General features: G+C 46.2%; 20 protein-coding genes. 15 read left to right on the top strand and 5 right to left on the bottom strand.

The genetic code is table 11. From position 1 onward, the window contains the following. Positions 1-3 precede the first annotated feature (3 nt). The 4 genes from GGC63_RS01765 to fumC all read left to right on the top strand — a co-directional run bounded on the left by GGC63_RS01765 (position 4) and on the right by fumC (position 5,545). Positions 4-1,311 carry an ABC transporter substrate-binding protein gene (locus GGC63_RS01765; RefSeq protein WP_192700871.1) on the top strand — a complete coding sequence of 436 codons (1,308 nt, stop codon included), beginning with the start codon at positions 4-6 and terminating at the stop codon, positions 1,309-1,311. Positions 1,312-1,359: 48 nt separating this feature from the next. Next, on the top strand, positions 1,360-2,856 hold the full coding sequence (locus GGC63_RS01760) for an alkaline phosphatase family protein (protein ID WP_192700870.1): 1,497 nt from the start codon (positions 1,360-1,362) through the stop codon (positions 2,854-2,856). Positions 2,857-2,862: 6 nt separating this feature from the next. Beyond that, positions 2,863-4,002: a M20 family metallopeptidase gene (locus GGC63_RS01755; RefSeq protein ID WP_192700869.1), complete on the top strand. Its 1,140-nt coding sequence runs from the start codon at positions 2,863-2,865 to the stop codon at positions 4,000-4,002. A gap of 154 nt (positions 4,003-4,156) precedes the next feature. Further along, entirely contained in the window at positions 4,157-5,545 is a 1,389-nt protein-coding gene (fumC, locus tag GGC63_RS01750) for a class II fumarate hydratase (protein ID WP_192700868.1), read from the top strand. A 218-nt stretch (positions 5,546-5,763) separates the two neighbouring features. Here the strand turns inward: fumC and GGC63_RS01745 are convergent, their stop codons facing one another. Then, positions 5,764-6,129 (bottom strand): HsmA family protein, encoded by a 366-nt coding sequence (locus GGC63_RS01745; protein ID WP_079908980.1) that lies wholly within the window; start codon positions 6,127-6,129, stop codon positions 5,764-5,766. Positions 6,130-6,340: 211 nt separating this feature from the next. Beyond that, complete coding sequence (locus GGC63_RS01740) at positions 6,341-6,856, bottom strand: PadR family transcriptional regulator (protein ID WP_192700867.1); 516 nt, start codon at positions 6,854-6,856, stop codon at positions 6,341-6,343. A 318-nt stretch (positions 6,857-7,174) separates the two neighbouring features. Between GGC63_RS01740 and GGC63_RS01735 the strand changes: the two genes are divergently transcribed. The 4 genes from GGC63_RS01735 to GGC63_RS01720 all read left to right on the top strand — a co-directional run bounded on the left by GGC63_RS01735 (position 7,175) and on the right by GGC63_RS01720 (position 12,334). After that, the gene (locus GGC63_RS01735; RefSeq protein WP_192700866.1) at positions 7,175-8,479 is read left to right on the top strand and encodes an extracellular solute-binding protein; all 1,305 of its coding nucleotides are present in this window, start codon (positions 7,175-7,177) and stop codon (positions 8,477-8,479) included. Positions 8,480-8,556: 77 nt separating this feature from the next. Continuing rightward, entirely contained in the window at positions 8,557-9,480 is a 924-nt protein-coding gene (locus GGC63_RS01730) for a carbohydrate ABC transporter permease (protein WP_192700865.1), read from the top strand. Between the two features lie 5 nt (positions 9,481-9,485). Continuing rightward, a complete protein-coding gene (locus tag GGC63_RS01725; protein WP_192700864.1) occupies positions 9,486-10,337 on the top strand; it encodes a carbohydrate ABC transporter permease in 852 nt (283 codons plus the stop codon). A 56-nt stretch (positions 10,338-10,393) separates the two neighbouring features. After that, positions 10,394-12,334 carry a glycoside hydrolase family 127 protein gene (locus tag GGC63_RS01720; RefSeq protein WP_318780965.1) on the top strand — a complete coding sequence of 647 codons (1,941 nt, stop codon included), beginning with the start codon at positions 10,394-10,396 and terminating at the stop codon, positions 12,332-12,334. Positions 12,335-12,460: 126 nt separating this feature from the next. Here the strand turns inward: GGC63_RS01720 and GGC63_RS01715 are convergent, their stop codons facing one another. Then, positions 12,461-13,375, bottom strand: coding sequence for a helix-turn-helix transcriptional regulator (locus tag GGC63_RS01715; protein ID WP_079908768.1), 915 nt, complete (start codon positions 13,373-13,375; stop codon positions 12,461-12,463). A 458-nt stretch (positions 13,376-13,833) separates the two neighbouring features. Between GGC63_RS01715 and cysD the strand changes: the two genes are divergently transcribed. The 3 genes from cysD (at position 13,834) to GGC63_RS01700 (ending at position 17,481) form a co-directional block, all read left to right on the top strand. Continuing rightward, positions 13,834-14,769, top strand: a complete 936-nt coding sequence (cysD, locus tag GGC63_RS01710; RefSeq protein ID WP_079908769.1) for a sulfate adenylyltransferase subunit CysD — start codon at positions 13,834-13,836, stop codon at positions 14,767-14,769. Continuing rightward, a complete protein-coding gene (locus GGC63_RS01705) occupies positions 14,657-16,480 on the top strand; it encodes a GTP-binding protein (protein ID WP_225947860.1) in 1,824 nt (607 codons plus the stop codon). The genes cysD and GGC63_RS01705 overlap by 113 nt, the downstream gene beginning before the upstream one ends. 185 nt (positions 16,481-16,665) lie before the next feature. Continuing rightward, positions 16,666-17,481, top strand: a complete 816-nt coding sequence (locus GGC63_RS01700) for a tetratricopeptide repeat protein (protein WP_192700862.1) — start codon at positions 16,666-16,668, stop codon at positions 17,479-17,481. Positions 17,482-17,603: 122 nt separating this feature from the next. Here the strand turns inward: GGC63_RS01700 and GGC63_RS01695 are convergent, their stop codons facing one another. After that, a complete protein-coding gene (locus GGC63_RS01695; protein WP_192700861.1) occupies positions 17,604-18,335 on the bottom strand; it encodes an SGNH/GDSL hydrolase family protein in 732 nt (243 codons plus the stop codon). Positions 18,336-19,431: 1,096 nt separating this feature from the next. Here GGC63_RS01695 and secD point away from each other — a divergent pair. The 4 genes from secD to GGC63_RS01675 all read left to right on the top strand — a co-directional run bounded on the left by secD (position 19,432) and on the right by GGC63_RS01675 (position 24,431). Next, positions 19,432-21,573, top strand: coding sequence for a protein translocase subunit SecD (gene secD, locus GGC63_RS01690; protein ID WP_192700860.1), 2,142 nt, complete (start codon positions 19,432-19,434; stop codon positions 21,571-21,573). A 231-nt stretch (positions 21,574-21,804) separates the two neighbouring features. Continuing rightward, complete coding sequence (locus tag GGC63_RS01685) at positions 21,805-22,740, top strand: LytTR family transcriptional regulator DNA-binding domain-containing protein (RefSeq protein WP_192700859.1); 936 nt, start codon at positions 21,805-21,807, stop codon at positions 22,738-22,740. A gap of 138 nt (positions 22,741-22,878) precedes the next feature. Next, complete coding sequence (locus tag GGC63_RS01680) at positions 22,879-23,724, top strand: ABC transporter ATP-binding protein (RefSeq protein ID WP_192700858.1); 846 nt, start codon at positions 22,879-22,881, stop codon at positions 23,722-23,724. Next, positions 23,721-24,431 carry an ABC transporter permease gene (locus GGC63_RS01675; RefSeq protein ID WP_192700857.1) on the top strand — a complete coding sequence of 237 codons (711 nt, stop codon included), beginning with the start codon at positions 23,721-23,723 and terminating at the stop codon, positions 24,429-24,431. The genes GGC63_RS01680 and GGC63_RS01675 overlap by 4 nt, the downstream gene beginning before the upstream one ends. A 187-nt stretch (positions 24,432-24,618) precedes the next feature. Here the strand turns inward: GGC63_RS01675 and GGC63_RS01670 are convergent, their stop codons facing one another. Further along, on the bottom strand, positions 24,619-26,061 hold the full coding sequence (locus tag GGC63_RS01670) for an MFS transporter (protein WP_318780964.1): 1,443 nt from the start codon (positions 26,059-26,061) through the stop codon (positions 24,619-24,621). Positions 26,062-26,185 lie beyond the last annotated feature (124 nt).

The following is a 26,185-nucleotide window of genomic DNA, read 5'->3' as shown; positions in this document are numbered from 1 at the left end:
CCATTGAAACGTAAATTCATTAGTAGTGTTCTCGCAACGTCATGTTTGGTTACGGTACTTGCAGGCTGCGGACAAGAAGCTTCCTCCTCATCTCAGAACAAGCAGGGGAACCCGGTGCAAATTGAGTTTTGGTATGGCAATGGCGGGGTGATCGGAGAAGCCACGAAGAGTTTGGTTGAACAATTTAATCAATCGCAGAATGAAGTAAAGGTCAATGCGGTGTTTCAGGAGACTACGAATAATATAGGCAAGAAGCTATTGACGGCCATTGTGGGCAATGCTGTACCGGATGTTGTTCAGTTGAACGCAAGATTCTGGCCAACCTTTGCTTACAATAAAGCACTGCTGCCGCTTGACTCTTATATTCAAAACGATTCGAAGTTTGATTACGGTGATTTTGTGGACAGCTTTGTTAAGAACACCTTAATCGATGGAAAGACCTACACCCTTCCATTCAATCGGAGTACATCGATCTTGTATTACAACAAAGATATCGTGAAGGAGATCGGGCTTGATCCGGAGCATCCGGTGTCCACCTGGGACGAATTGGTGGCTGCTGCGAAGAAAGCGACCGTCGTTAAGGATGGGAAAACAGAACGATTCGGCTTTTCAACCTATTTGCCGCCCCTCTACTACTACTCGTTGATGTGGTCCAATGGCGGTGATCTTTTCAGCCCGGATCAAAAGGAGGTTGTGCTCGACCAAGCGCCGGCGGTTCAAGGTTTGGAGATGTACCGGAACATGATCTATGAGACAAAAACGATGATGCAGCCTACGGGCGGGACGACTACCGACAGCGGGCAGGAACTCGTCAATTTTAAAAATGGCAAGGTGGCTTTCCTGGTGGCCTCGACAGCCGATTTGAGTGAGATTCAAAAAAGTATCAAATTTAACCTTGGCGTCGGTTTCGTGCCAAAATTTAAAGAGTATGCCGTAACTACGTCTTCCGGGGGAAATCTCGCCATTGTAGCGAAGGCTCCTAAGGAAAAACAAGACGCGGCCTGGAAGTTCATCAAGTTTCTTACCGATAAACAGCAAACCATTTATTTCACTCAACACACCGGATACATGCCGATTCGAAAATCTGCCGCTACAGCGCCTGAAATGGTGAAGTTTTATGAACAAAATCCGTTCTTTAAAACCGCAGTCGATGAGCTTCCCTACGGAAAGGCACTCCCGGTCGTGCCTGACTTCGATAAAATCGAAGCAGAAATCCAAAAGGCAATCGGTAAAACCTATGCACAAAATGTTCCGGCCCAAGAATCGATGAAGGAAGCTGCCGCACAGATACGTGCGATCATGAAGAAATAAAGGATAGTGAAAAAACGGATGACTATAAAACACAAAGGAATGAAATCCATGGGGAAAACAGCTGAAAAGAAGAGTCCTTCGGGACGGCGGGTACTCATTATCGGAACGGACGGATTAAGGCCGGATCAGGTTAAAGCCGATACGATGCCTACGTATTGCCAGTTAATGAAAAGCGGTACGGTGTTCAAATCTTTTTATTCCGTATATCCGTCTCTTACACGGGTATGCATGGCTTCCTTAACTACAGGATGCTATCCGGGAGAGCATGGACTAATGAACAATCTCATGTATGCTCCCGGTTTTTCGGAAGACGGGCTGCTTCAAACAGGAGACCATCGAGAATTATTTCAATTTCAGAAACGAACAGGGGAAGCGTTGCTCTTGCGGCCGACGTTAGGGGACCGATTAGCTCAAGCGGACTTGCGGTTGACGGTTTCGGCCGGAAGCTCACCCGGTGCTTCGTTGATCTGGAATTTTAATCATCCGCAGCATGTCATGAATCCTTCTACCGACTACGGGATCCCGGAGCTTAGCCGGTTGCATGCCGTTCGAGGCGCAGCCGCTGCCGAATCGGATGCCTCGATCCGAAAGAAGGAACGCACTTTATGGGCAACTCGGACGCTCATTGAACAGCAATTGCCTGATGAAAAGAATACCGTTATGGTGCTGTGGCTTCCTGAACCGGACGATACGCAGCATTATTTCGGCATCGCATCGCAAGAGACCAAGCAAGCCCAGAGGCTTGTGGACCAATGTCTGTCCGAGATTTTGGAAGCTATCTCACGACTTGGCATGGAGGATGAATTGGATATATTGCTCATCAGCGATCACGGGCATTCGACAGCAAACATGATAGGCAGCCTGGAACATTATTTGGATCAAGCCCGGAGGGAATTGAACAGAGAACTGAATTTCGTTGCAGTGGATGCTTTTATCTACGGGGACGAAAATCAGGTAGAGGAATTGCAGGCGCTCGCTGACTGGTTATCTGCCCAAACCTGGTGCGGTATGCTGCTGGCGAAAGAACCGCTTCATCAGCAACTGAACTATGCGCTGCCTTTGAGCGCGGTGCTCGGAAGCATTACTCACGACAGAGCCCCTCTGTTAGCCGTTGTTCCAACATGGACCGATGAAGTGAATCAGGATGGCGTTCAAGGAGTTGTTCATTACTTAAACGCCAAAACGGAGAATAAATCGTACCATGGCTCTATCCGAAATGAAGATATGCAGCCGTTTTGCATGGGAATCGGTCCCAGCTTTAAAAAGGGCTATGTAACGCATATTCCGGCGGGCATTATTGACATTGCGCCAACGGTTTTGCACTTGATTGGAGTTACTGGAGAAAGCGGCTTTTCGGGAAGAGTTTTATATGAAGGTTTGCAAGGCTGCGAGGAGCAGGCGGTGCGGCACGATACTGTTAAGCACGTGGACCTCTATGCGGATTCGGAACGAACAAAAGGAATTCGGATCGCGGATGTGAATGGATCGAATTATCTCATCGATTGTTTTTGTGAAAATACAAGAAGAGCGGAAAAGAAAGGATGAGGCGCGATGCCAACAAAATGTTGGGAAGCTAAGGAAGCGGATATGCTCAAGCTGCTGGAGAAGCTTGTTAATATCGATAGCGGGACGTTTTATAAAGCGGGTGTGGATCGGGTAGGGAATGTGCTGGCTTCTGCATATCAGGCTCTGGGATTTCAAGTTAGTGTCGACCGTCAGTCGGAACGTGGTGATCATTTGATCATCGTTCATCCCGAGGCGCAACATCCAAATATCTTGATGATTGGACATTTGGACACCGTATTTCCTGTAGGTACAACGCAAAGCCGGCCTTTTTCGCGCGATGAATTTTTTGCTTACGGACCCGGTGTATATGACATGAAAGCCAGCTTGGTCATGATGCTGTTTGCGATACAATCTTTGATCGAAGCAGGGGACGAGAGTTTCAAGCAGATCAAAATCATTCTGAATTCGGACGAAGAGCACGGCTCGATTTATTCAAGGAATCTGATTGAGCGGGAGGCGGCAGGCGTTAAGTATGCTTTGATCGTTGAACCGAGCGATATGACAGGGAAGCTTATAACCGGTAGGCGCGGTGGTGGTAAATTTGAATTGCTTGTAACTGGGAAGGCGGCGCATTCTGGAGAAGAACCGGAAAAAGGGCGAAGCGCAATTGGTGAAATCGCGTATAAAATTGTTCAACTTCATGCATTGACCGATCCAAATGCGGGCGTACATGTCAATGTCGGGGTGATTAGCGGGGGAACAACCAGCAACACGATTGCTGCACATGCCAAGGCTTCGATTGATGTACGAATGGAGACACCGGAACAGGCTATGGAGCTTGAACGCAAAATCAAACGCATTTGCTCGACTACAATGATTGAAGGAACAACATCAGTCTTGCAAGGCGGTATTACAAGACTACCGATGATCAAAAGTGCGAATTCCGAGCATTTATTGAGTATCGTTCAAGAAGAAGCGATGCAATTGGGAGAGTCGTTAACCGATAAGAGAATAGGTTCAGGGTCGGACGGTAATCTGACTGCGGCCGTAGGGATTGCAACGATTGATGCCTTAGGTCCACGTGGTGGAAATGCGCATACTGCGGACGAATTTTTGGTTATCGAAAGCTTGGTGCCAAAAACAAGGCTGCTCGCTAATATAGTGAAACGATTAAGTCGTGAATAAACCATTTCCTTATCAGGCCAAGTGGGGAGTGCCCCGCCTTCTTTGAGTCAAGCGAAACGACCTGATCCTAAGTTCCTACGGATGCAGCCAACCCGATGTTGTTCAAAGGTGGTATTCGGTAAAATATCAGGTAGAAAAAGGAGATGCTGTACTTATGAAATACAGAATAGAGTATGACACAATGGGCGAAATTCAAGTGCCGGCCAACAGGCTGTGGGGAGCGCAAACCCAGCGCAGCATCGAAAATTTCAGAATCGGTTCGGAGCGGATGCCGATGGAGATTATCAGGGCTTTTGCCATACTGAAAAAATCAGCTGCACAGGCCAACAAAGATCTGGGTAAGCTGGATACGGACAAAGCAGTGGCTATCCAGGCTGCTGCCGAGGAAATATTAGCGGGACAATGGGACGATGAATTTCCGCTGGTCGTATGGCAGACCGGTAGCGGCACGCAGTCCAATATGAATGTGAATGAAGTGATTGCACATCGCGCCAATCAGCTTCTTGAAGGCAAGGGAATCGATAAAAAGGTGCACCCGAACGACGACGTAAACCGTTCACAAAGCTCTAACGACGCGTTTCCTACGGCAATGCATATCGCGGGAGTTCTTGCTGTAGAGAATCATTTGCTGCCGGCGCTTGCGAAGCTGAAGGGAACTATGCGCTCCAAAATGGAGCAGTTCGCTGACATCATCAAAATTGGCCGCACCCATCTCCAGGATGCAACTCCCTTAACCTTGGGGCAGGAAATCAGCGGATGGTGGGCTATGCTGGAGAAGACGGAGCAGATGATCACAAGCAGCGTGGATACGATGAAGGAGCTCGCGATCGGCGGCACGGCAGTCGGTACAGGCTTGAACGCCCACCCGAAATTCTGCGACAAGGTAGCCGAGGCGATCAGCAAGGATACCGGCTTAACGTTCTTATCTGCAGCTAACAAGTTCCATGCTTTGACAAGCCATGACCAGCTTGTGTTCGTACATGGAGCGTTGAAAGCATTGGCGGCTGATTTGATGAAAATCGCTAATGACGTTCGATGGCTCGCGAGCGGGCCGCGGTGCGGCATTGGAGAGCTGGTGATTCCTGAAAACGAGCCTGGAAGCTCCATCATGCCTGGTAAAGTGAATCCGACCCAGAGCGAGGCCATGTCGATGGTTGCCTGCCAGGTCATGGGCAACGATGCGGCGATAGGCTTCGCGGCAAGCCAGGGCAATTTCGAGTTGAATGTGTTCAAGCCGGTGCTGATCCATAACTTTCTGCAATCAACCTGCCTGCTGGCGGACGTTATGGTGTCGTTCAACGATCATTGTGCAGTAGGTGTTGAGCCGAACCGGGAAGTAATTAACCGGTACCTGCAGGAGTCGTTAATGCTCGTCACTGCATTAAATCCTCATATCGGGTACGAGAAAGCGGCTATTATCGCCAAGTTGGCTCACAAGGAGCATCTTACCTTGAAGGAAGCGGCGATTCAAAGCGGATTTTTGACTGCGGAACAGTTTGACCAATTCGTCCGCCCGGAGCATATGGTGAGCCCGCAGAAGTAATCGGAGGAAGAGATTAAGGATGTTCTGTTCGATGGTCATCGAGTGCCTCAGGATGGCAAAGAAGTGGGTTATGTACCGTCATAAGTGTAAAGGTATGAAAAAATGCCGAGTTCAGGAGCAATTTAAGCTCCGACTCGGCTTATATTTAGCGATATCTCGGCAATCAGGTTGATGAAGGCCATGTGGCGTTCGAAGGCAACCGCTTTAAGCAGCGTGGCTTACTTAAAAATACTTAATCCAACTCCAATCAAGTAAGGTACTAACCACAATCCCCAAACCACCAAGCTAAATGTATGGAATTGACCAATTTGCTTTTCCTTCTTCCTCCATAATACAATTGCTGCCCATATTGCATGAATTAGCATCAATAATAGGGCGACCATGCCGGTAATACCATGCAAATTAATCTCTTTGTTTGGATTCAGCTGGCCCATAAAACCAGTGCCAATTCCATCAAACAATAAACCGGAAAAGAAGAAAGCGAGATGCTTCGGTTTCAATCGCCCCGAAATTTTTTCAGCCCAAACACCGATAGTATAAGCAACCAACGCCAAGTTTATAAACAAAACCGCAAAAAATAGCAACATAATTTCCTCCTGATTAGTTTGTTGTTGAATAGTCGAATGTGACTATTACGCATTTGATTATATACCCCGATTTTTGAATAGTCAATCCTGACTATTTCGTTTGTGACTATTTACCAATTTACTTTGAAATATTCAGGTTAGAACCTATATAAAAAGGGCTCTGCGCTGCTGCGCAAAGCCCTATAAAAATAATTGTACCGATCGAAAATTATTCATTTTTTAATTTTTCAATTACAGATTTCAACCAGTCCCTCTCAGCCTGTTTGCATACAAGATGATGTTCGATAGATAAATCAATCCCTCTTGAGAAATTATGTTTAGGTGTTTGCTGCAATTCTTCGATCTGTTCAGTCAAACCATTCAAACGTAACATGAGACAATCGATCGCTTCTTCCTTGGACAGATGGTCCATAAACATAAGTCCAATATCGCCTTTGAAAGAAGTAGTATCCTGCTCGGACAGGTTCCCACGAAGTAGCAAGTAAAATTCCTCTTCCCCGGCAGGAGTAATGGAGTATACTTTTCTTGGCGGGCGATTTCCTTCCTGGTCCTCGCGTACGCTGATAAAGCCTGCAGTGTTCAGCTTGTCCAAAATGGAGTAAGCTGTAGCTTTTTTCATGGAGGTAATCCGGCTCAAATTTTTATCGATAAATTCATTAATTTGATAACCATGCAGACTTTGAGACTTCAATATTCCAAGCAGCAGCAGCGTTCTTTCATCCATAGACTTCCCCTTCTGCTCTATCCAATTTATTTTATTATATATTACAGCAATTTCTTTATTTAATAAAGTTTCATGGAATATTCCACCATTATGAAATATTTATAATACCTTAATAGGATGACGAAAGCTGCCCATGCAGGTTCATACAGACCTCGATGGGCAGCTTTTTTTTACCCGCCGGCAGCTTGTATTCGACGTTATGGTGGTTTCCACAAGGTTGATATTTTTAAAAAATTGGTTGAGATCCTTTGTCGTCAAGATTTCCATATTTAGCTATAATTCATTTGTAGCGCTTTCATCAATACAACATAATGGGGGATGAGAACTTTGAAGAGAACTCTGTTTATTGCGTTGGCCTTTGCCTTAGCTACTTCGGCTGTGCTAAGCGCTTGTACCAGCAAGCCCGACAACACGGCAAAACCGGGAGCGCCAACGAAGCTAACGTTCTGGACGTTCGTCGACCTGCATCAGAAATATTGGGAGAGTATGGCGCAGAGCTGGAACCAATCGCACCCGGATGAGCAGATTCAATTGGAAGCGACGACCATCCCGTATGATGATATGCATTCCAAGCTGCTCATTGCTCTGCAGACCAAGACGGGGGCACCCGATCTGGTCGATATCGAGCAAAGCAAATTTCCGAATTTTGTTCGGGGACAAACGAATCTGGTGCCGCTCGACGATATCGTGACTCCGGCATTACCTGACATTGTGAAATCACGCGTTGATATTTACAGCAAGAACGGCAAATATTACGGAGTCGATTATCATGTAGGGGCTACCGTGATTTATTACAATAAAGAGATTTTAGGTAAGGCCGGTGTGAATCCGGACAATATCAAGCTATGGAGTGATTTGGAAGCAGCAGGCAAACAGGTTCTTGAAAAAACAGGCAAGCCGATCATTACTTTTGAGGGAAACGGAAACTGGTCCTGGTGGCCGGCGATTTCGCAGCAGAAATCGGATCAAGTCGACGCACAGGGCAACGTGACGATCGATAATGAGGTTAATATTAAGACGATGCAATTTTTTCAAAAGCTTGTTAATGAGAAGGTAGCGGCAGTAGCGCCTGGCGCCGGTCATGATACAGAAGAATATTTTGGCTATATGAACAGAGGCGGTGCTGCATCAGTATTTATGCCGTTCTGGTTCATGGGACGTTTTACCGATAAAATGCCGGATTTGAAAGGGAAAATGATCATTCGTCCGATGCCTGCATGGGAGCCGGGCGGGAATCGATCCGCAGGCATGGGAGGAACTGCGACCTCCATTACCGATCAATCCAAGCATGTGGAACTGGCCATGAAATTCCTTACCTATTCTAAGCTGACCAAGGAAAGCGGGATTCAAATTTGGAAGCAGCTTGGATTCGATCCTATCGTCACGGCAGCCTGGACGGACCCGGCAATGAAACAATCGAACAAATTCACGGACTACTTCGGCAACGATATATTCGATACGTTATTGAAAGTGAAAAATGAGATCGTGCCAGTTAACATCACCGATAATGAGCCGCTGGTATTTGACGCCATTCGCAATAAAGCGATGCCGCAGATTTTCCTGGAAAAGAAAGATCCCGCTCAGGTATTAAAAGCCGTAGGGGACGAACTAAGAAAAAAATAGTCGGTATGCCTGTCGCTGGCATAGCTAAATTAGTCTATGCCAGCGTACAGGATGGATGCGGGTAAAGGGGTTGAAACATGCTCAGTGAAAATGGAATAGCCAAGGTGCATGCGGTCCGCAAGAAGAGAACGAAAACGGTTCGTTGGGCACCGTACTTGTTTATATCGCCATTTATCCTATCTTTTTTGCTTTTTTTCGCGTACCCGATAGTCAGCTCTTTCATCATGAGCTTCCAGCATATAGAGTCAGGGGAAGAGACTTTTATCGGCTTCGATAATTACATCAAGCTGTGGAATCCCGATTTTTTCAAAGCGATCCTTAACAACGTCAGCTATACCTTTTGGACTATTCTTGTACTAATTCCGATTCCCATGGTGCTTGCAGTGCTCCTGAACTCGAAGTGGCTGCCGGGACGCAACGTCTTCCGTTCGGCTTTGTTCATCCCTGCATTGACTTCGGTTGTCGTGGCCGGGGCTATTTTCCGGCTTATCTTCGGCGAGCTGGATGGATCGTTGATGAACTCCGTGCTGCATGTATTCGGACTACCCAGCCAAAAATGGCTGCTGCATCAGCATTCGGCTATGCTCGCTATGGTCGTCTTGGCTTCCTGGCGATGGATGGGCATTAATATTCTCTACTATTTATCCGCACTGCAAAGCATACCGCGGGATTTGTATGAGTCTGCCGAGATCGACGGGGCGGGGATAGGAGCGAAGTTTTTTCGTATTACCGTTCCCATGCTAAGACCGATCACCATTTACGTTCTAACGATCAGCATTTATGGCGGATTCGCGATGTTTACCGAGAGCTATATGCTGTGGGCCGGGAAGCCTTCACCCCAAAATATCGGACTCACTATTGTTGGATATATTTACCAGCAAGGGTTTCAGTACTTTAACCTCGGTTACGGCGCTGCGATTGGGATAGCCCTGTTGATTATTACCATGCTCATCAATCTGATTCAACTACTCTGCTTTGGCTTGTTTCGGAAGGAGGAATGACCGGTATGGGAGCGAAACGGACCCGGACCGTGCCCAAAGTAATTCTCGTGCTCCTGTTTGTTATTTTATCCATCATGGCACTGTTCCCGCTCTACGCACTGCTGCTCGGTTCCATGAAGCCGGCGACTGAATTTTTCCGCTATGGGCTGAATGTCCGGTGGGATTTCTCGTTGATGAGCTTCAAAAACTATCAGGCGATTTTCGAGGCTAAGGGCGCAGCACGCCATTATTTTACTTGGTATAAGAACAGTATCGTCATTACTGTCTTGTTCACTGTCATCAGTCTGCTGCTATCTTCTCTGGTTGGATACGGTTTAGCCATGTATAAGTTCGTCGGCAGAAATTTGGTCTTTTCCCTTGTGCTGCTAACCATGATGGTTCCAGTGGAAATCATTATTCTTCCTTTATACAAGGAAATGATTGCGCTCCGGCTGATCAACACGATCTGGGGTATTATTTTACCTTTTGCGGTTGCTCCGCTGCCGATATTTTTCTTCCGCCAGTTTGCTTTAAGTCTGCCCAAAGAGTTCATGGATGCTGCGCGGATGGACGGCTGTTCCGAAGGCGGCGTATTTTTTCGGATTATGATGCCACTATTGGTACCTGCCTATGCCTCCATGGCAATTCTGCAGGCGCTGGCTAGCTGGAACAATTTCTTGTGGCCGATCATTGTTTTGCGCACGACCGATCAGTTTACTTTGCCTATTGGGCTGGCTACGTTCCTGTCTCCGCTCAGCGATAACTATGATGTATTAATTGCCGGAGCCGTGCTGTCTATTGTGCCGATATTCATATTATTTGTGTTCTTCCAGCGCTTCTTTATTGAGGGGCTTACCGTTGGCGGGGTTAAGGGATAGAGAAAATAAGAAGATGAGAGTGGTGCTTGCACATGACGAACCAAGAGCCGATAATCGTGACCAGTTCAAATTCATTACACGTACGAATCGCAGACCCTTTCTGGTCCCCCTATATTCAGCTTGTCAAAAACATCGTGCTTCCCTACCAATGGGATGCATTGAACGATTTGATTAAGGGTGCCGAACCAAGTCACGCCATACGGAATTTCCGGATCGCCGCGGGTGAAGAGCACGGGGAATTCCGCGGCATGGTCTTTCAGGACAGCGATGTATACAAATGGCTTGAGGCTGTCGGGTTTATGTTACAGGCAGAGCCTGACATGGAATTAGAGCAAGTAGCGGATGATGTCATCGAGCTGCTTGAGAAAGCGCAGCGGCCTGATGGCTATTTGAATACGTATTTTACATTGAAGGAACCGGACGGCCGCTGGACGAATCTGGCGGAGTGCCATGAGCTTTACTGTGCGGGCCATTTGTTTGAAGCGGGTGTTGCGTATTACCAAAGTACAGGCAAGCGCAAGCTGCTGGATATATGCTGCCGGTACGCGGATTACATAGATACGGTATTCGGAAGCGAGCCTGGGAAGCTGCAAGGTTATGACGGACATCAGGAAATTGAGCTAGCCCTTATGAAACTGTATGAAGCGACAGGGGAAATGCGGTATTTGCGTCTTAGCCAGTTTTTCCTTGACGAACGCGGGAAGCAGCCCGGCTTCTATGGTCAGGAATTTGTGAAGCGGGGGAAGAAGGTGCATTTTCCCGAGCTGGATATCGTCCACGATTTGAAATACAGTCAGGCGCACCTGCCCGTCCGCCAGCAGGATACGGCCGTAGGTCATGCCGTTCGTGCCGTATATATGTGCACAGGGATGGCCCATGTTGCGGCAGTCACTCAAGATGAAGGCTTGATTGAAGCGTGCCGCAAGCTGTGGTCCAATATGGTCAGGAAGCAGATGTATATTACAGGGGCCATCGGCGCCATGGCTTATGGGGAGTCTTTTACGATAGATTACGATCTGCCGAACGATACGATCTATGGGGAGACGTGCGCTTCCATCGGTCTTATCTTTTTTGCAAAGCGAATGCTGGATTTGGAACCTAGAAGCGAGTATGCCGATGTGCTCGAACGGGCGCTATACAACGCGGTTCTAAGCGGGATGGCCAGAGACGGCAAGCACTTCTTCTATGTCAATCCGCTCGAAGTGTATCCCAAAGCTAATCAGATTAACCCAAAGTATGCCCATGTCAAATTACAGCGGCAGCCATGGTTCGGCTGTTCCTGCTGCCCTCCGAATATTGCCAGATTGATTGCATCTTTAAATCATTATGTATATTCTCAGAGGGATACGATTTTATATACTCATCTCTATATTGGAAGCGAGGCCAAAGTCGTTCTTGCGGAACAGCACGTAACCGTCGTCCAAAGCTCCGATTACACTACAGATGGCTGTGTCCGGTTCCTTGTGCAGACAGAGAAGGCGTCCGCTGCTTTTACCCTGGCATTTAGACTGCCGGAATGGTCCGACCGGATGGATTACCGGGTAAACGGTGTACGTTATGAACCTGACATGATAAGGGACGGCTATGGATTCATCACAAGAGATTGGCAAACCGGCGATACAATAGATTTGCAGTTCGACATGACGGTCCGGAGGGTAAAAGGGCATCCGCTCATTCGGCAAACTACTGGACAAATCGCTCTTCAGCGGGGACCGTTCATCTATTGCATAGAAGAAGCAGATAACGGAAATGAGCTTCACTTATTTCAGCTGCGGGGAGACAATACTTACAAAGTAGAGTACGATTCGAATTTGCTTGGAGGGGTGTATAAAATTACGGCCCAGGCAAAGCGCATCGAGGTCCCGGTAGAAGTGGATCATTTGTATTTCAATGATGCACAGTGGAAGCTGCGTCCTGTTCAATCCACCTTCATCCCGTATTATGCTTGGGGCAACCGCGGAGCAGGGGAGATGCGTGTCTGGGTGAAGGAAGGCTAAGTGTCCCTGCTTAAAATGAGCTTTAGATGCCCGCCCGGAAATTTCAAGCACCTCGTGTCGAAGTTGAAAGATAAAAACTCCCTTCAGAACAGGAACAGGGGGAGTTTTTTTATCGTAAGGGTCGGTTTAGTCGTGCATAGGGCGCCCCGGCACAGGTTGGCCGGTGAAATTTTTGCGGAAGTTTAGCGGAGAGATACCTTCTTTATTCGAAAAGCAGGAGGAAAAATAGGAGGCATGCTGGAATCCGCTTTCTTCTGCGATCCTTGCCATCGACCAGTTTGTTTGAATTAATAGCTTCTTGGCTTGCTCGATGCGATATTGAAGCAAATAATCATTCGGTGTCATACCGAACACTTTCAGCATGCATTTGGCCAAGTAGTTGGGATGATAGTTCAAATGCTCCTGCAGCATGGCATTGGAAATTTTTTGAGTGTAGTTTTGACGGATGAATAGTTCGACCTTCTCGGCTAAGTGGAAGGCCGTCATATCGGTCGTTGCGATCAATTCCCGGCTAATATGCTGCATAAACAACTGGAAAGCATTCTGCTTTCTCCAGTTGCGGATCGAACGCGATTCATGCTCCAGCTGAAAAAAATATTCGATGCTGCCCAGTGCCTTCTGCGTTAACTTTACATATTTCGGGATAAAGATCGAGTTCACTTCAGCATGATTCAAAAAAGCGCTCTGCTTATGGTTCTCTATGAGGGAAGCTTGATTTTCCAGACATGCGTTCATATCCTCATATTCTTCCCAGGCACCATGCGTATAAAAATGAATCCAAATGATCTCCGTTTCATGCTCGCAAGGGGCGCTCCCGTAGTGGTGCAAGTCCGGTCTAAGAATAAGGGCATCGTGTTGTTGGATCTGCCAAGTATGCGTGTCCTCTCCTATGAAAAGAGATCCTTTCTTAACTACGATTAAATCGAAGGCTCCGATGTTAGTTCTGCTAATATGCCGTTCTCCCTTTTTGTAGAAAGCGCTTCCGAAATCCAGAAAATAAGGGATCGGAGGGGCAATGAAATGTAATATTTGCGGCTTCATAGACATCCCTCAAAGAATAAATATTTGGACAGCAGCTGTTACGATAATCATACTTGATTCGCTTTCCAAAATAAAGCATCGGTTCAGCAATTATGAACTGATTCTGCAGATTCATTTTGTGGAACTGCTTTTTATCATTCTTAAATGAAGTTTACTCTTTGTTTTACTGAATTAGGGGTATGGGCTTCATTTTCACATGGATAAATGAACAGAGGTTCGACTCCCGCAGCATACAAGAACCGCTGTTATTTGAGCGCAACGCAGCAGGTTTTACCGTCACACACAGTGATTATTGTGTTAAAGGAGCGTTATTTTCCAAAAAAATACTATAGTATTCGACGCAAAATAATAGAATTACTGAGAATTTTAGATTCTACCACTTTGCATAAAAGTAAGAATCTGATAGAATATAAACAAATACTATAAACTTAGTAGGGATTAATAGGAGGCTCCTTTCCATGCAAAAACTGACGCAGCTGGATCAACTTGATTCCACGCAAGAAATGACGCATTTGGATCAGCTCGAAGCTGAAGCGATTTATATTATACGAGAAGTAGCGGCGGAATGTGAGAATCCCGTGATGCTGTATTCGATCGGGAAGGATAGTTCTGTGATGCTGCATTTGGCGCTGAAAGCTTTTTACCCCGAGAAACCGCCATTTCCTTTCATGCATATTGATACAACGTGGAAATTTAAAGAAATGATCGAATTCCGCGATCGCAAAGCTAAAGAATTTGGTATCGAAATGATTGTTCATTCGAATCAGGAAGGTATTAATCAAGGGATCAACCCATTTGATCATGGTTCCGCGTATACCGACATTATGAAAACCCAAGCATTAAAACAGGGATTGGACAAGTACGGATTTACGGCTGCGTTCGGCGGTGGAAGACGTGACGAGGAAAAGTCGCGTGCGAAGGAGCGGATTTTTTCGTTCCGGAATAAGAACCATGCATGGGATCCGAAAAACCAGCGGCCGGAAATGTGGAAGCTGTTCAACACAAGAATTAATAAAGGCGAAAGCATCCGCGTCTTCCCAATATCCAACTGGACGGAAAAAGACATCTGGCAATACATTCGCAGAGAAAACATTGATATTGTGCCTCTCTATTTTGCAAAAGAAAGACCGGTCCTCCAGCGTGATGGACATCTCATCATGGTCGACGATGACCGATTGAAACTCGAACCCCATGAAAAAATTGAAATGAAGAAGATGCGGTTTCGCACATTAGGCTGCTATCCTCTTACTGGCGGAGCCGAGTCTGAGGCGGATACGCTAGATGCCATCATCGAAGAAACACTTGGTGCAGTTTCATCCGAACGGACAACTCGGGTTATTGACCAAGAAGCGGCTGGAAGTATGGAAAGACGGAAACGGGAGGGCTATTTCTAAAATGAAAAGTCTACTTAAATTTATTACATGCGGAAGTGTAGATGACGGAAAGTCCACTTTAATTGGACATATGCTTTATGATGCTAAGCTCTTGTTCGCCGATCAAGAAAGAGCATTAGAGCTGGACAGCAGGCTTGGCAGTCGCGGTGGAAAAATTGACTATTCCCTGCTTCTTGATGGGTTACTGGCAGAGCGCGAACAAGGGATAACGATTGATGTGGCCTATCGGTATTTTACGACGGATCACCGTTCCTTCATTGTAGCGGACACACCGGGACATGAAGAATATACACGCAATATGGCAGTTGGCGCATCCTTTGCCGATCTTGCCGTCATTCTTGTGGACGCAACAAAAGGGGTCATTACCCAAACCAAACGCCATGCACGGATTTGCTCGCTCATGGGAATTAAGCATCTGGTATTAGCTGTGAACAAAATGGATTTAGTGGATTTTGATCAAACCAAGTTTGCGGCGATCAAAGAAGATTTCTTCCAAACGACCGCTGAATTCAACCTTCAAAGCATACAGGTGATCCCTGTTTCGGCCACAGAAGGGGATAATATTACAAAAAAATCACAAAATACCCCTTGGTATGAAGGCCTTCCTTTATTGTCGTACTTAGAAAATGTGGATGTTCATAACACGGATGAAGCGAAACACTTTATGATGCCAATTCAGCGTGTATGCCGGCCAGACCATACGTTTCGCGGCTTCCAAGGCCAGATTGAGGCAGGCAGTATCGCGGTAGGCGATGAGCTGACGACTTTACCTAGCCGCGAAAAGGCGAAAGTGAAACGCATCTTAGTGACAGACCAGGACAGAGACTCAGCCCATGCCGGACAACCCGTAACCATTCAATTGGATCGCGAGGTCGACGTTTCGCGGGGATGTGTGTTCACCAAAGACAGTCATATAAAAGAGGCAGATAGTTTCAGTGCCACAATTCTTTGGATGGATGATTCCATGCTGGCACCAGGTAAAAATTATTTGGTAAAAGTAGGAACAAAAGTCCTGCCGGGTACCCTGACAGCCATTCTGCATAAAATCGATGTTAATACTGGAAATACAGTTCCGGCAGATCGTATTGTCAAAAATGAATTGGCAAAATGCGAATTTTCTTTATCGGATAATATTGTTTTTGATTCCTTTGAGCAATATAAAAGCATTGGCGGATTTATTCTGATCGATCGCGTAACCAATATGACTTCCGCTTGCGGCGTTATTGATCAAGCCCTTCAAAACTCCGATAGATTGGTCAAGTTAGATACGGAAATCACCAGAGAGGTTCGTGCACAACAAAAAGGACAGAACCCATTAACCCTCTGGTTCACCGGTTCGGTTTCGGATAAATCACCCCTTGCGAAGGAAGTGGAAAAACGGTTGGTATCGGCAGGCTACCATACCATGTTACTTGAGAATGGCCAGGGAGAATCAGCGCGGCGAATGGTGGAAGCTGCAAAATGGATGAACGATGCAGGACTTATTGCATTGGTATCGATTGATTCCCCATACGACAACGACCGGGAAATTGCGCGGGACATCCTTGGAAAAGATTATATAGAAGTATATGTAAACGAACCGCTTGCAGGAAGCTCGAGCACAAATGATGCCACTGGGAACCCAGTAATTGAAATCGATACAAACAAGTATTCAATCGAAGAAGCTGCGAATGTTGTAGCGAAACAAATTATGAAATACTTAATCAATTAGCAGCGCAATCGCGCGGCGAAAAAATCTTTTCATTATGCCTACATCCTCGTTAATAGTGATGTGGGCATCCTTTTTTTATGTCCGCGGCATGGGGCAATGGAATCCTATACTTACCCAGACTCTATTTGGCTATTTCTTCACTTCCGGCTATTATAGTACTAGAGCGAAAAAAAGGGGATGATTTAATGAAGCTGCTCATCAAAGTGGCGCTTGCCGGCGCCGCACTTATACTGATTATGATTATAGCATTTCGCTTACATACGCTGCTCGGGTGGGGACTCGTTATCGTACTAGCCGGGGCTATGGTGTATGTCTCCAGATCAAGCTACTATGCCATTCGAGGCAGCTCGGCGTTCGCGGCCGACCAGTTCGAGCAGGCGCTTGCCTGGTACCGGAAGGCATATCACAGCAAACCGTGTCCGGAGAACCATCAGATTGGATACGCCTATATGCTGATGAGGACAGGCGAGTCGGTGCAGGCGGAAGCCGTGCTGCAGAAGCTGCTTGGCCGAACCGGCAATCACGAGATCAGGATGCAAGCTTCCTGCAATCTGGCTACCGCATACTGGCTGCAAGGGAAGCGGGACGAAGCCGTCAAAGAACTGGAAGACGTGTTCAAGCAATACAAAAACACGCTAATCTACGGCAATCTGGGCTATTTCAAGCTGATGCACGGCGATCTGAGAGAATCGCTGGAATTCAATCTCGCAGCGTATGAATTCAACAGCGACGACAAGACGATTCTGGACAACTGCGCATTGAACTATTACATGCTTGGCCAAATGACAGAGGCAGAGGCACTGTTCGAGAAACTGATGTCCAAATCGCCGAAACGCGCCGAGCCGTACTATTACTATGCGTTGACCCTTAAAAAGCTCGGGAAGAACGAGGAGGCTGCTGAACAGATGAAGCAGGCGCTTAGTAAAGAATTGTCCTTCCTGACAACCGTCACACGCAGCGAAATTGCGGAAGCAGCCAAAGAGATGAATGTGGAAGAATAGCGATGCTCGGTATGTTCTTTTATTGGGAGTTGGATGACGACGAAGTCGGAAAAGCCCGATCACGTTACTTCAAGAAGATGCATCAACCAAATGGGAGGGAGGGATACGAATGGAGCGGCTTTCTACGCTCGTCTCCCATACCATCGGCTCATTCGCTCCCACAACATTTCAGCCTCACCCTTAATGTCTTGGGGGATCTGCAGCTTGGGAAGCTTGAGTTCCTCAGAAACGTGCATGCCCATAAGGAGATTTCCTAAATGATTAACATGCAGCCGGTCGCGCATCAGCCTCGTGTATTCCTCGGGCTCGTGGAGGTAGAAGGGCTCGAAACGACTATATGTGTCGAGATGGGTCAGATCCATCTCCTTGGACAGCTGCCGGTTAGCTTCGACTATATCCTTGAAGGTTTGCTCAAATCCCTCAGGATGAAGGTGATACAGCGGACAATAATACGAATGGAGCACCGGTTCGGATTTCAATTCCCGCAGTCTCGAACAGATTTGACGTACATTGTCGATATACTGTTCGACTGACCCGCCTTTCGCAGCATCGTTGCCGCCGACCGTAATGATGACGGCAGCAGGCAGGAAAGACAGAACGTCACGGTCCAGCCGCCGCAGCAGATCGGAGCTTGTGTCCCCACCAATCCCTTGATTGATTATGCAAACATGTTTTCCAATATGTGCCCTTAGATTAATCCCGAGCCAATCCACCCAATTGTGTCGGCCTTCGCTCGACCATGTCAGCTCAGTATTGCTGGAGCCAAACGCAATAATACGGTAAGAAGTCTCCGGCTGATTTTTCCACAACTGTACGTTAATCATATTTTCGCTCCGTTCGTTTCGAGAATCCATTTTAGCCTTCTCTGACCATTGATTATTAAAGCTCCCTCAATTATAACTCCCTTTGTCGTTGATGTGCACGAAAAATAATGAGCTTGCAGCGCTGGAGGAAAAGAATATGAGTATGTTATCAATCGGAAAGTACCATCATGATCTAAGAGAAAACTCTGAGTTGAATCTAAGAGTTTTTTGGTTTGAAAATAACTCTTCTTACAAAAAGTATCACAAAAATAACAACATATATCATTATTAAAGAAGTGAAATAAACCCCTAAACCCATCCAAACTCCTTTTTCGAATGTTCTTATGATACTATCAGGGTTAATAATAAGTCTAAGAACGAATTTAATAATAAAGATCAATGCAGTCAAAATCGCAGTGTCTTTTAAAATCTTCTTCAACATCAGTACCCCCTTTTTTACATATAAGGTTATACTTCGATAATGAGTGATTGGTTTCAATTAATAAAAATGAAACATAACTTATTAAAAATCGACAACGGAAGGGCTCTTTTTTTATAACACTATGTGAAAATGCAGTAGACTCATAGATTTTACAAAAAAATCATGCATTGCGAAGCGTTATTAAAAAACTGAAACTTTTCGAAATCCATGTCGTATTCATATAGCAAGCATTTCGGTCGGGTCTTCTAACCCTTTGCACCCGAATGCTTGAATTCTGGCTTCGCTCCGCTTTTGGCGAAGTCCTTATCGACCGGCGAAAGGGGGTGATTACTTGACAAAGCTTCTGAAAGTTTTCCTGACAGCGATTATGATTATCCTGTGCTGTCTTGTCTCCATTCAACTACCAAGCGGAGCTGTTGCAGCTTCTGCTCAGCCTTTACTGCTTGATCACTCATATATCGATGAGCACGCAACTTTGCTGAAGGAAAGGGACCATTCCCTTTCGTTCACGAACATTCTTCTTCTGTTCTGTTTATCCGCAGCACTTTCCCTTATGTTCCCCGAATATAAAATAAGGCGATATATTTATTCCTTTATCCCCATCTTTAAACGCTTCTTTCTGCTTTACCCGATCAAATATGAATCCTGTTACATAGACCAGCCCCATTTCAACGAAACATTACATTGAAATGGGGTACGAACTGAATGATAAAATGGTCAAAATTACTATGGTTTATCTTGATTGTTGCCGTAACCGGCACGTTGTTTTTTTCTACAGCACCCAACATTGCCAAAGACATTAATCTCGGGCTTGATTTGCAGGGCGGCTTCGAGATCTTGTACAAGGTGGAGCCATTGCAGCAGAGCGAAGCCGTGACGATGGACACCTTGAAAGCGATGGCGACAATGATCGAAAAACGCGTCAACATTGGTGGTGTAAAAGAGCCGGAGGTTACGATCGAACAGCCTGATCGCATCCGCGTCAAATTAGCCGGGGTGACAGACCAGGAAATGCTGCGTTCCTTGATCGGCAAACCGGCGGTACTGACATTCCGTGATGAACAGGGAAACCGCGTGATGCAGGGCAGTGACCTCGCGCCAAATGGGGCAAGCGTAGGCTATGACGATTTGCATCGGCCATTAATTTTGTTGAAGTTTACCAATGCAGATAAATTTACGCAAGTGACCCGGGAAAACCTGCACAAAAAGGTGGTTATATACCTTGATGAAACGCTGCTGACTGATCCGGTCATTGACGAAGTGATTACAAGCGGCAGCGCACAAATCAGGGGTCAGCACACCGCGGAGGAAGCGACTCAAATCGCGAAAATTTTAAATACGGGGGCGCTTCCTGCCAAGCTGGTCGAGCTGCAAGCCAACTCGGTCGGTGCCAGCCTGGGAGCGTTGGCGTTTGACAAGACAATGTTTGCTGGATACGTCGGTTTTAGCGTCGTTCTCTTGTTCATGCTGTGGGTCTATCGCCTGCCGGGGTTGATCGCCAATATAGCTCTTGTCTTTTTCACATACGCCTGCCTTGTCGTGTTGTACTGGATGCAAGCGACCTTGACCTTGCCGGGAATCGCCGGATTCATACTCTCAGTGGGAATGGCCGTCGACGCCAACATCATCACCTACGAGCGGGTTCAGGAGGAGATCCGCAGCGGCAAGACGATTCTGTCCTCCTTTCGCATGGGTCAGCGCCAATCGTTCATCACCATCGTCGACTCGCACGTGACGACGATCATCGCGGCCGCGGTGTTGATGCTATTCGGCTCCAGCTCTATTCAAGGCTTCGCGATCATTCTGATCATGACGTTGATCGTTAGTCTTCTGACGAACGTCTTTGGTTCCCGTTCCCTGCTCTGGCTGCTGATCAAGTCCAATTTGTTTAAAAAGCCTGCCTGGTACGCGGTAGCTGAGCAAGACATTGGCAGGTCAGCCCCGGTCGCCCCAGTCAAATTCGACATCGTTAAAAGCCGGCGGAAGTTTTACGCCTTCTCCTTGAGTATTTTGGTGTTGGGGCTGGCTAGCATGCTGATTTTCGGACTTAACCTGGGAGTCGACTTCAAGGCTGGGACGAGGCTTGACGTGATGATCGGCAAGCAGTTTAACACGGCCGACATCGCCGGTGTGATTCAAAAAAATGTTCCGGACATTGCCTTTAAGCCTGTTACGACGTTTGGCAACAACAACGAATGGGCGACGACAACGTTCGATCAGCCCGTTTCCAAAGCTCAGCTGGAGATGATTCAAAAGGACCTGCAGCAAACATATGGCGATCAGGTTAGCAGGCAAGAATCGACGGTCTCTCCCGTCATTGCTGACGAGCTTGTGAAAAAAGCAGCGATTGCCTTGCTGCTCGCAGCGGCCGGGATTTGTATCTACATCGCCATCCGGTTTCAATTATTGTTTGGGGTGGCGTGTATCATCGCGCTCCTGCATGACGTGTTTATTCCGCTTGCTCTGTTCTCCGTGTTCCAGCTGGAGATTGACCTGACGTTCATCGCAGCGATTCTGACGATCGTCGGCTATTCTATCAATGACACGATTGTCATTTTTGACCGGATTCGGGAAAATCTTAGGACGATGAAAGTCGAAACCGTTGAAGAGCTGCAGCAGATGGTCAACATTAGCTTATGGCAGACGATGCGCCGTTCGATTTTTACGGTTACGACCGTATTCATTACCGCATTGGCAATCGCCGTACTCGGCAGTGAAGGAATCCGCAATTTCTCACTGGCGCTGATTCTCGGATTGGTCAGTGGAACGTATTCCTCTATTTTTATCGCAGCACAGATGTGGGTATCGCTGAAAAAGCGGGAATTTTTACGGAAGAACGTGCTTTAACTAACTTTTCATATAAATAAAAAGTTGAAAAAGAAAAGTGGCTAAACATAATTATGGGTAAGACGTCAGCACTTTATTGCTTTATTGTGTTGGCGTTTTTTTACTTATACCTGAACGCAAGAAAGAATAAAATAAGGGCCCCAAGCTGGTATATTTTTTAATAGAAACTGACAAAAAAGGATCCCGACATTATAATTGATATAAATATGTGACACGGACCTGGAGGACGGCATGCAATTTCAACCAATCTTTTATAATGGGGAGCTATTCCTGCCTAAGATCGAATTAAATATGATATCGAACCAATCGTTTGGCATTATAACGGACTTGAAGCGTAAGCAGCTATTAATGGATCAATTGACGGATCATTCCATATATTATGTATTTCGAGTTCAACAAGGCGAGTATATGCGTTTAACCGTGGAAGAGCTGATCACTTTTCTAATCAAAGTAACGGGGCGGGATGAGCGTGTCGCTCTGTTAATGGATTATTTTGCTTTAAACGAAGAACGTAAAGTGAAAATCAAGGATCTAAGCTCATCAAAAAGGATGTATGTGACATTGCTGCGTGTCTTTTTTGCGCATCAGCCTACACTGGTGTTGGAAGAACCCTATTTTTATTTGGAAGAAGAAGATCGTCGTCATTTGAAACGGATTTTGGATGACCTTTCGAACGAAAAGCAGATTTTGATTTTAACTTCAAATTTAGAGGACGCCATCATTTCCTGTGATGCCATTTATCGATTGAACGAATTCGGATTTCATCCATTGGATATTCGGGACTCCGAAGAGGATAAGCAGGAAGTGCAGGAACAAGATCAGGCCAATATCACCTTGCAGAAGATTTCTACGAAAAAAAATGACAAAGTGATTTTATTTGATCCGCCGGAAGTCGATTACATAGAAAGTATGGATGGTTCGATCCTGGTTCATGTGGGTGGAGAAAATTATGTCTGTGGTTTGACGCTAACCGAGCTTGAGCAGAGATTGGTAAATTTCGGATTTTTCAGGTGTCATCGTTCCTACATCGTTAATCTGCAAAAAGTAAGAGAAATTATTACATGGACGAAGAATAGCTACAGCTTGCGATTAAACACAGGCAAAGATGCTGTGGTTCCATTATCTCGTTCAAAATTGCATGAATTAAAAGCACTTCTCAATATTTAATTTCCTGGGCAATAGCGAACCAGTCAAGCATTCCATGGTACCATTCGGGCGACAACGGCTACATTTCGGCGGGTTTTGATGGCTGAAAGCATGCAATCTTTATATGCTTAAGGCATCAACTCGAAGGAAGTGGTGTTCATGGATGTTATTCAAGTAGAACATATTCGAAAGAGATTCGGAAATAAGGATGCGTTGTCAGACGTGTCCTTTTCCATTCCGAAAGGGGAAATTTTTGGTTTCCTGGGTCCGAGTGGTTCGGGAAAAACAACATTAATTAAGATTTTAACGGCGCAATTAAATCCGACAAGCGGACAGGCAAGTGTATTTAACCAGCCAGCGGAGATGATGCAACAGTCTGCACAGAAGATGCGTTTTGGCATTTTGACGGATAACAGCGGTCTATATGAGAGATTAACGATTGAGGAAAATCTAGAGCTGTATTGCCAATTATATGATCTTCCTAAATCCTCGATCGATAAGGTGCTGCAATTTGTTAACTTAGGCGGAGAACGCAAAAAGAAAGTCAATCGATTATCGAAAGGGATGCGTCAGCGTGTCATATTGGCATGCGCCATTATCCATGAGCCGGAATTATTATTTTTGGATGAGCCTACTTCGGCCTTAGATCCGGTAAACTCCGCACATATTTATAAAGGCTTACGGTACTTAAATGAGAAAGGAACAACGATTTTTTTAACTACGCATGATATGGCTGAGGCGGAATTGCTATGTAACCGTGTAGCGATTTTATATCAAGGACAAATCCAAACCATCGGCTCACCCAAGGAGCTTAAAAAACAGCATCGGGAAGACGTAGTTAGTGTTGAGTTAATCAATGGGGAAGCCTACGAGCTTCCGATCGATGAGGGAACGGCTGATCAAATAGCTGATTGGATGAAACGGGGATTAATTGATAGATTGGAAACAAAAGAGCCAAGTCTAGGTGATATTTTTATTAAAATGACAGGAAGTGAGTTACTATGAGTATCTCATTAAAACGTGTTTGTGCGATATTTTTGAAGGATTACAAAGAGTTTTCACGCAATTATGCGATCTCCATTATTTTGACTTTTCCAATTATGTTCGCATTACTTTTTCGGGTTTCTAGCCCGTCTTTGACTGTAGCTGCCGGTTTTGTTCTAAATACTTCGTTTGTGATTCTAACGAGTTTAGCACAAGCATGCTTGATTGCGGAGGAAAAGGAGCGTAACACTTTACGATCATTAATGATGACTCCGACCACGACCATGGATGTTCTAATCGGTAAAAGTACTTTAGTCTTTGTTATGTCTGCTGTTGTTTTGGCTATTGCTACCTATATATTAGGCTATGTGCCAGCTAGTCTATGGGCGTTTGTGGCGACCATCATTTTTTCGATTATTCTATACACCGCAGCTGGGACGATATGTGGTTTGTATTCCAAGACGTTACTTGAAGCATCATTATCTATAATGCCTGTGGCGCTCGTATTCACTGGGGCACCATGGGGGGTGTTGCTAGCCGATGATTTTCCGATCTTCAAAGTGTTGGAGTATGCGCCAAGCGTTCAGCTTGTGCATCTGCTAAATATACGTAATATAGGCTTTACGACGGTAGATTTATTAAAGCCTGTCCTTATTACTTTGGCATGGACGGTTGTATTAACGATTGTGTCTGTTGTGTTGTATCAACGGAGGTTAAAAGACGAGTAAGAAAATATAAAAGAGCATCTGGCTTTGTGCCGGACAGCCATTATAGAGTTGTGTATCGCCGCCGAGCCGGGCTTTTCCGGCAAGGTGTCATGTTAATTCAATAAAGACAAAAAGGCAGCCGTTTGATATCGGTTGCCTTTGTTGAGCTAACGAACAATCAGGAAGGGTCAAACTTCTACGTTAGCCGTTATATTTTTCGTTTTCGAGGCAAAAACAAGGTGACAATCGCGCCGAGAAGGATGCCGAGCGCCGCCATATAAATAGCTGATCGATTACCCTCAGCTAATGCTTCACGCAGAGCTTCACCCGTTATTCCCCGAATGCCCGAGTTGGCGATGGCAATCAAAATGGCAAGCCCGATGGCATTGCCGATGTTTAATGTGGTCGACGCTATCCCTGACGCAACGCCTTGATCCTCCGGGGCTACGCCGTTTGAAGCTGCGATCCACATGCCGGTCCATGTGATGCCCTGGCCGATGCCGGAAATAATGAGCCCCGGAACGATTGTCAGATAGCTGCTGCCGGTGTACGCCCCTAACGGAATCAGCAGCGTCCCGGCAATTCCGATAATCATACCGATAAGCAATGTGCTTCGCGCCTCCAAACGGGTCGCCAGCCGTTCTCCGAGCTGGGTGCCTGCTGCAATCGCCAAAGAAGGAATGATGAAGGCAAGCCCGGTCTGCAAAGCACTGTATCCGTGCACGTTCTGAAATAAGGTTGTCAGGAAGTAAGGTAGAGCACCGAATGTGGCCATGTAGATGAATGTTATGACCATGCTGGTGATCAGGCTGCGGTTATGGAAAAGATGTATCGACATTAAAGGAGCGGTGCTGCGCATTTCGATAATGGCGAAGATCGACAAGAGGATCAAAGAAAGCACGGCGCTAATGATAATTTCTCCGGCACCCCATCCCAATTCGGGTCCTTGTACAAGAACATAGACTAGAAGAGTAGCTCCTGCGGTTACGGTGGCGGCGCCGGGTAAATCAAACGGACGTTTTTGGTTCCGATGTTCATCACGGGGAATCACGTACAGCGCAGCCAGTGCAACAATCCCTGCTAATGGAACATTAACCAAGAAGACTGCTTCCCAGCCGAACGCATTGGTCAGTACTCCACCCAGGATAGAGCCGATTGTCAATCCGCTGGCTCCGGCACCGCCCCATACGGCAAGAGCCCGATTGCGACGCGGACCTTCCTCAAACAATCTATTGATTAGCGATAATGTGGCCGGGAACAGAAACGCTGCTCCTATACCTTGAATGGCACGGGCTATAATGATGACGAGCGGGTTCCAGGCCAAGCCCCCCAATAAAGACGAAAGCGCGTAAAGGAGCAACGCGAAAATAAACATTCGTTTTTGTCCGAGTAAATCGGCAGCACGTCCTCCAAGAAGCAGGAAGCCCCCACAGAAAACAGTGTAGGCACTGACCACCCATTGCAGCGACTGTTCCGAGAATCCAAGACCATGGCCGATCTCAGGCAAAGCTACGAAAACGATATTGATGTCGAGCCCGTAAATAAGCTGGGCTAAAGCGAGCAGTGCCAAACTCCACCCCATGGCCTGCTGTTTGACAGCAGCCAATTCAGATGCAGAAGCACAAAGTCGAGTTTGTTGATCGTTAGACACTAGCATATCACCCCTATAATTCAAATATTTTTGAAACGTCCCAGGTCATTATATTTCAAAAATATTTGAATTGTCAACATGGAGCGAGTATAATGATTTCATAAGTCATGATCATGAATATGAG

Source organism: Paenibacillus sp. OAS669 (assembly GCF_014873645.1).
GTDB classification, from domain to species: domain Bacteria; phylum Bacillota; class Bacilli; order Paenibacillales; family NBRC-103111; genus Paenibacillus_S; species Paenibacillus_S vulneris.
This window is presented reverse-complemented; position numbering and strand designations above follow the sequence as displayed.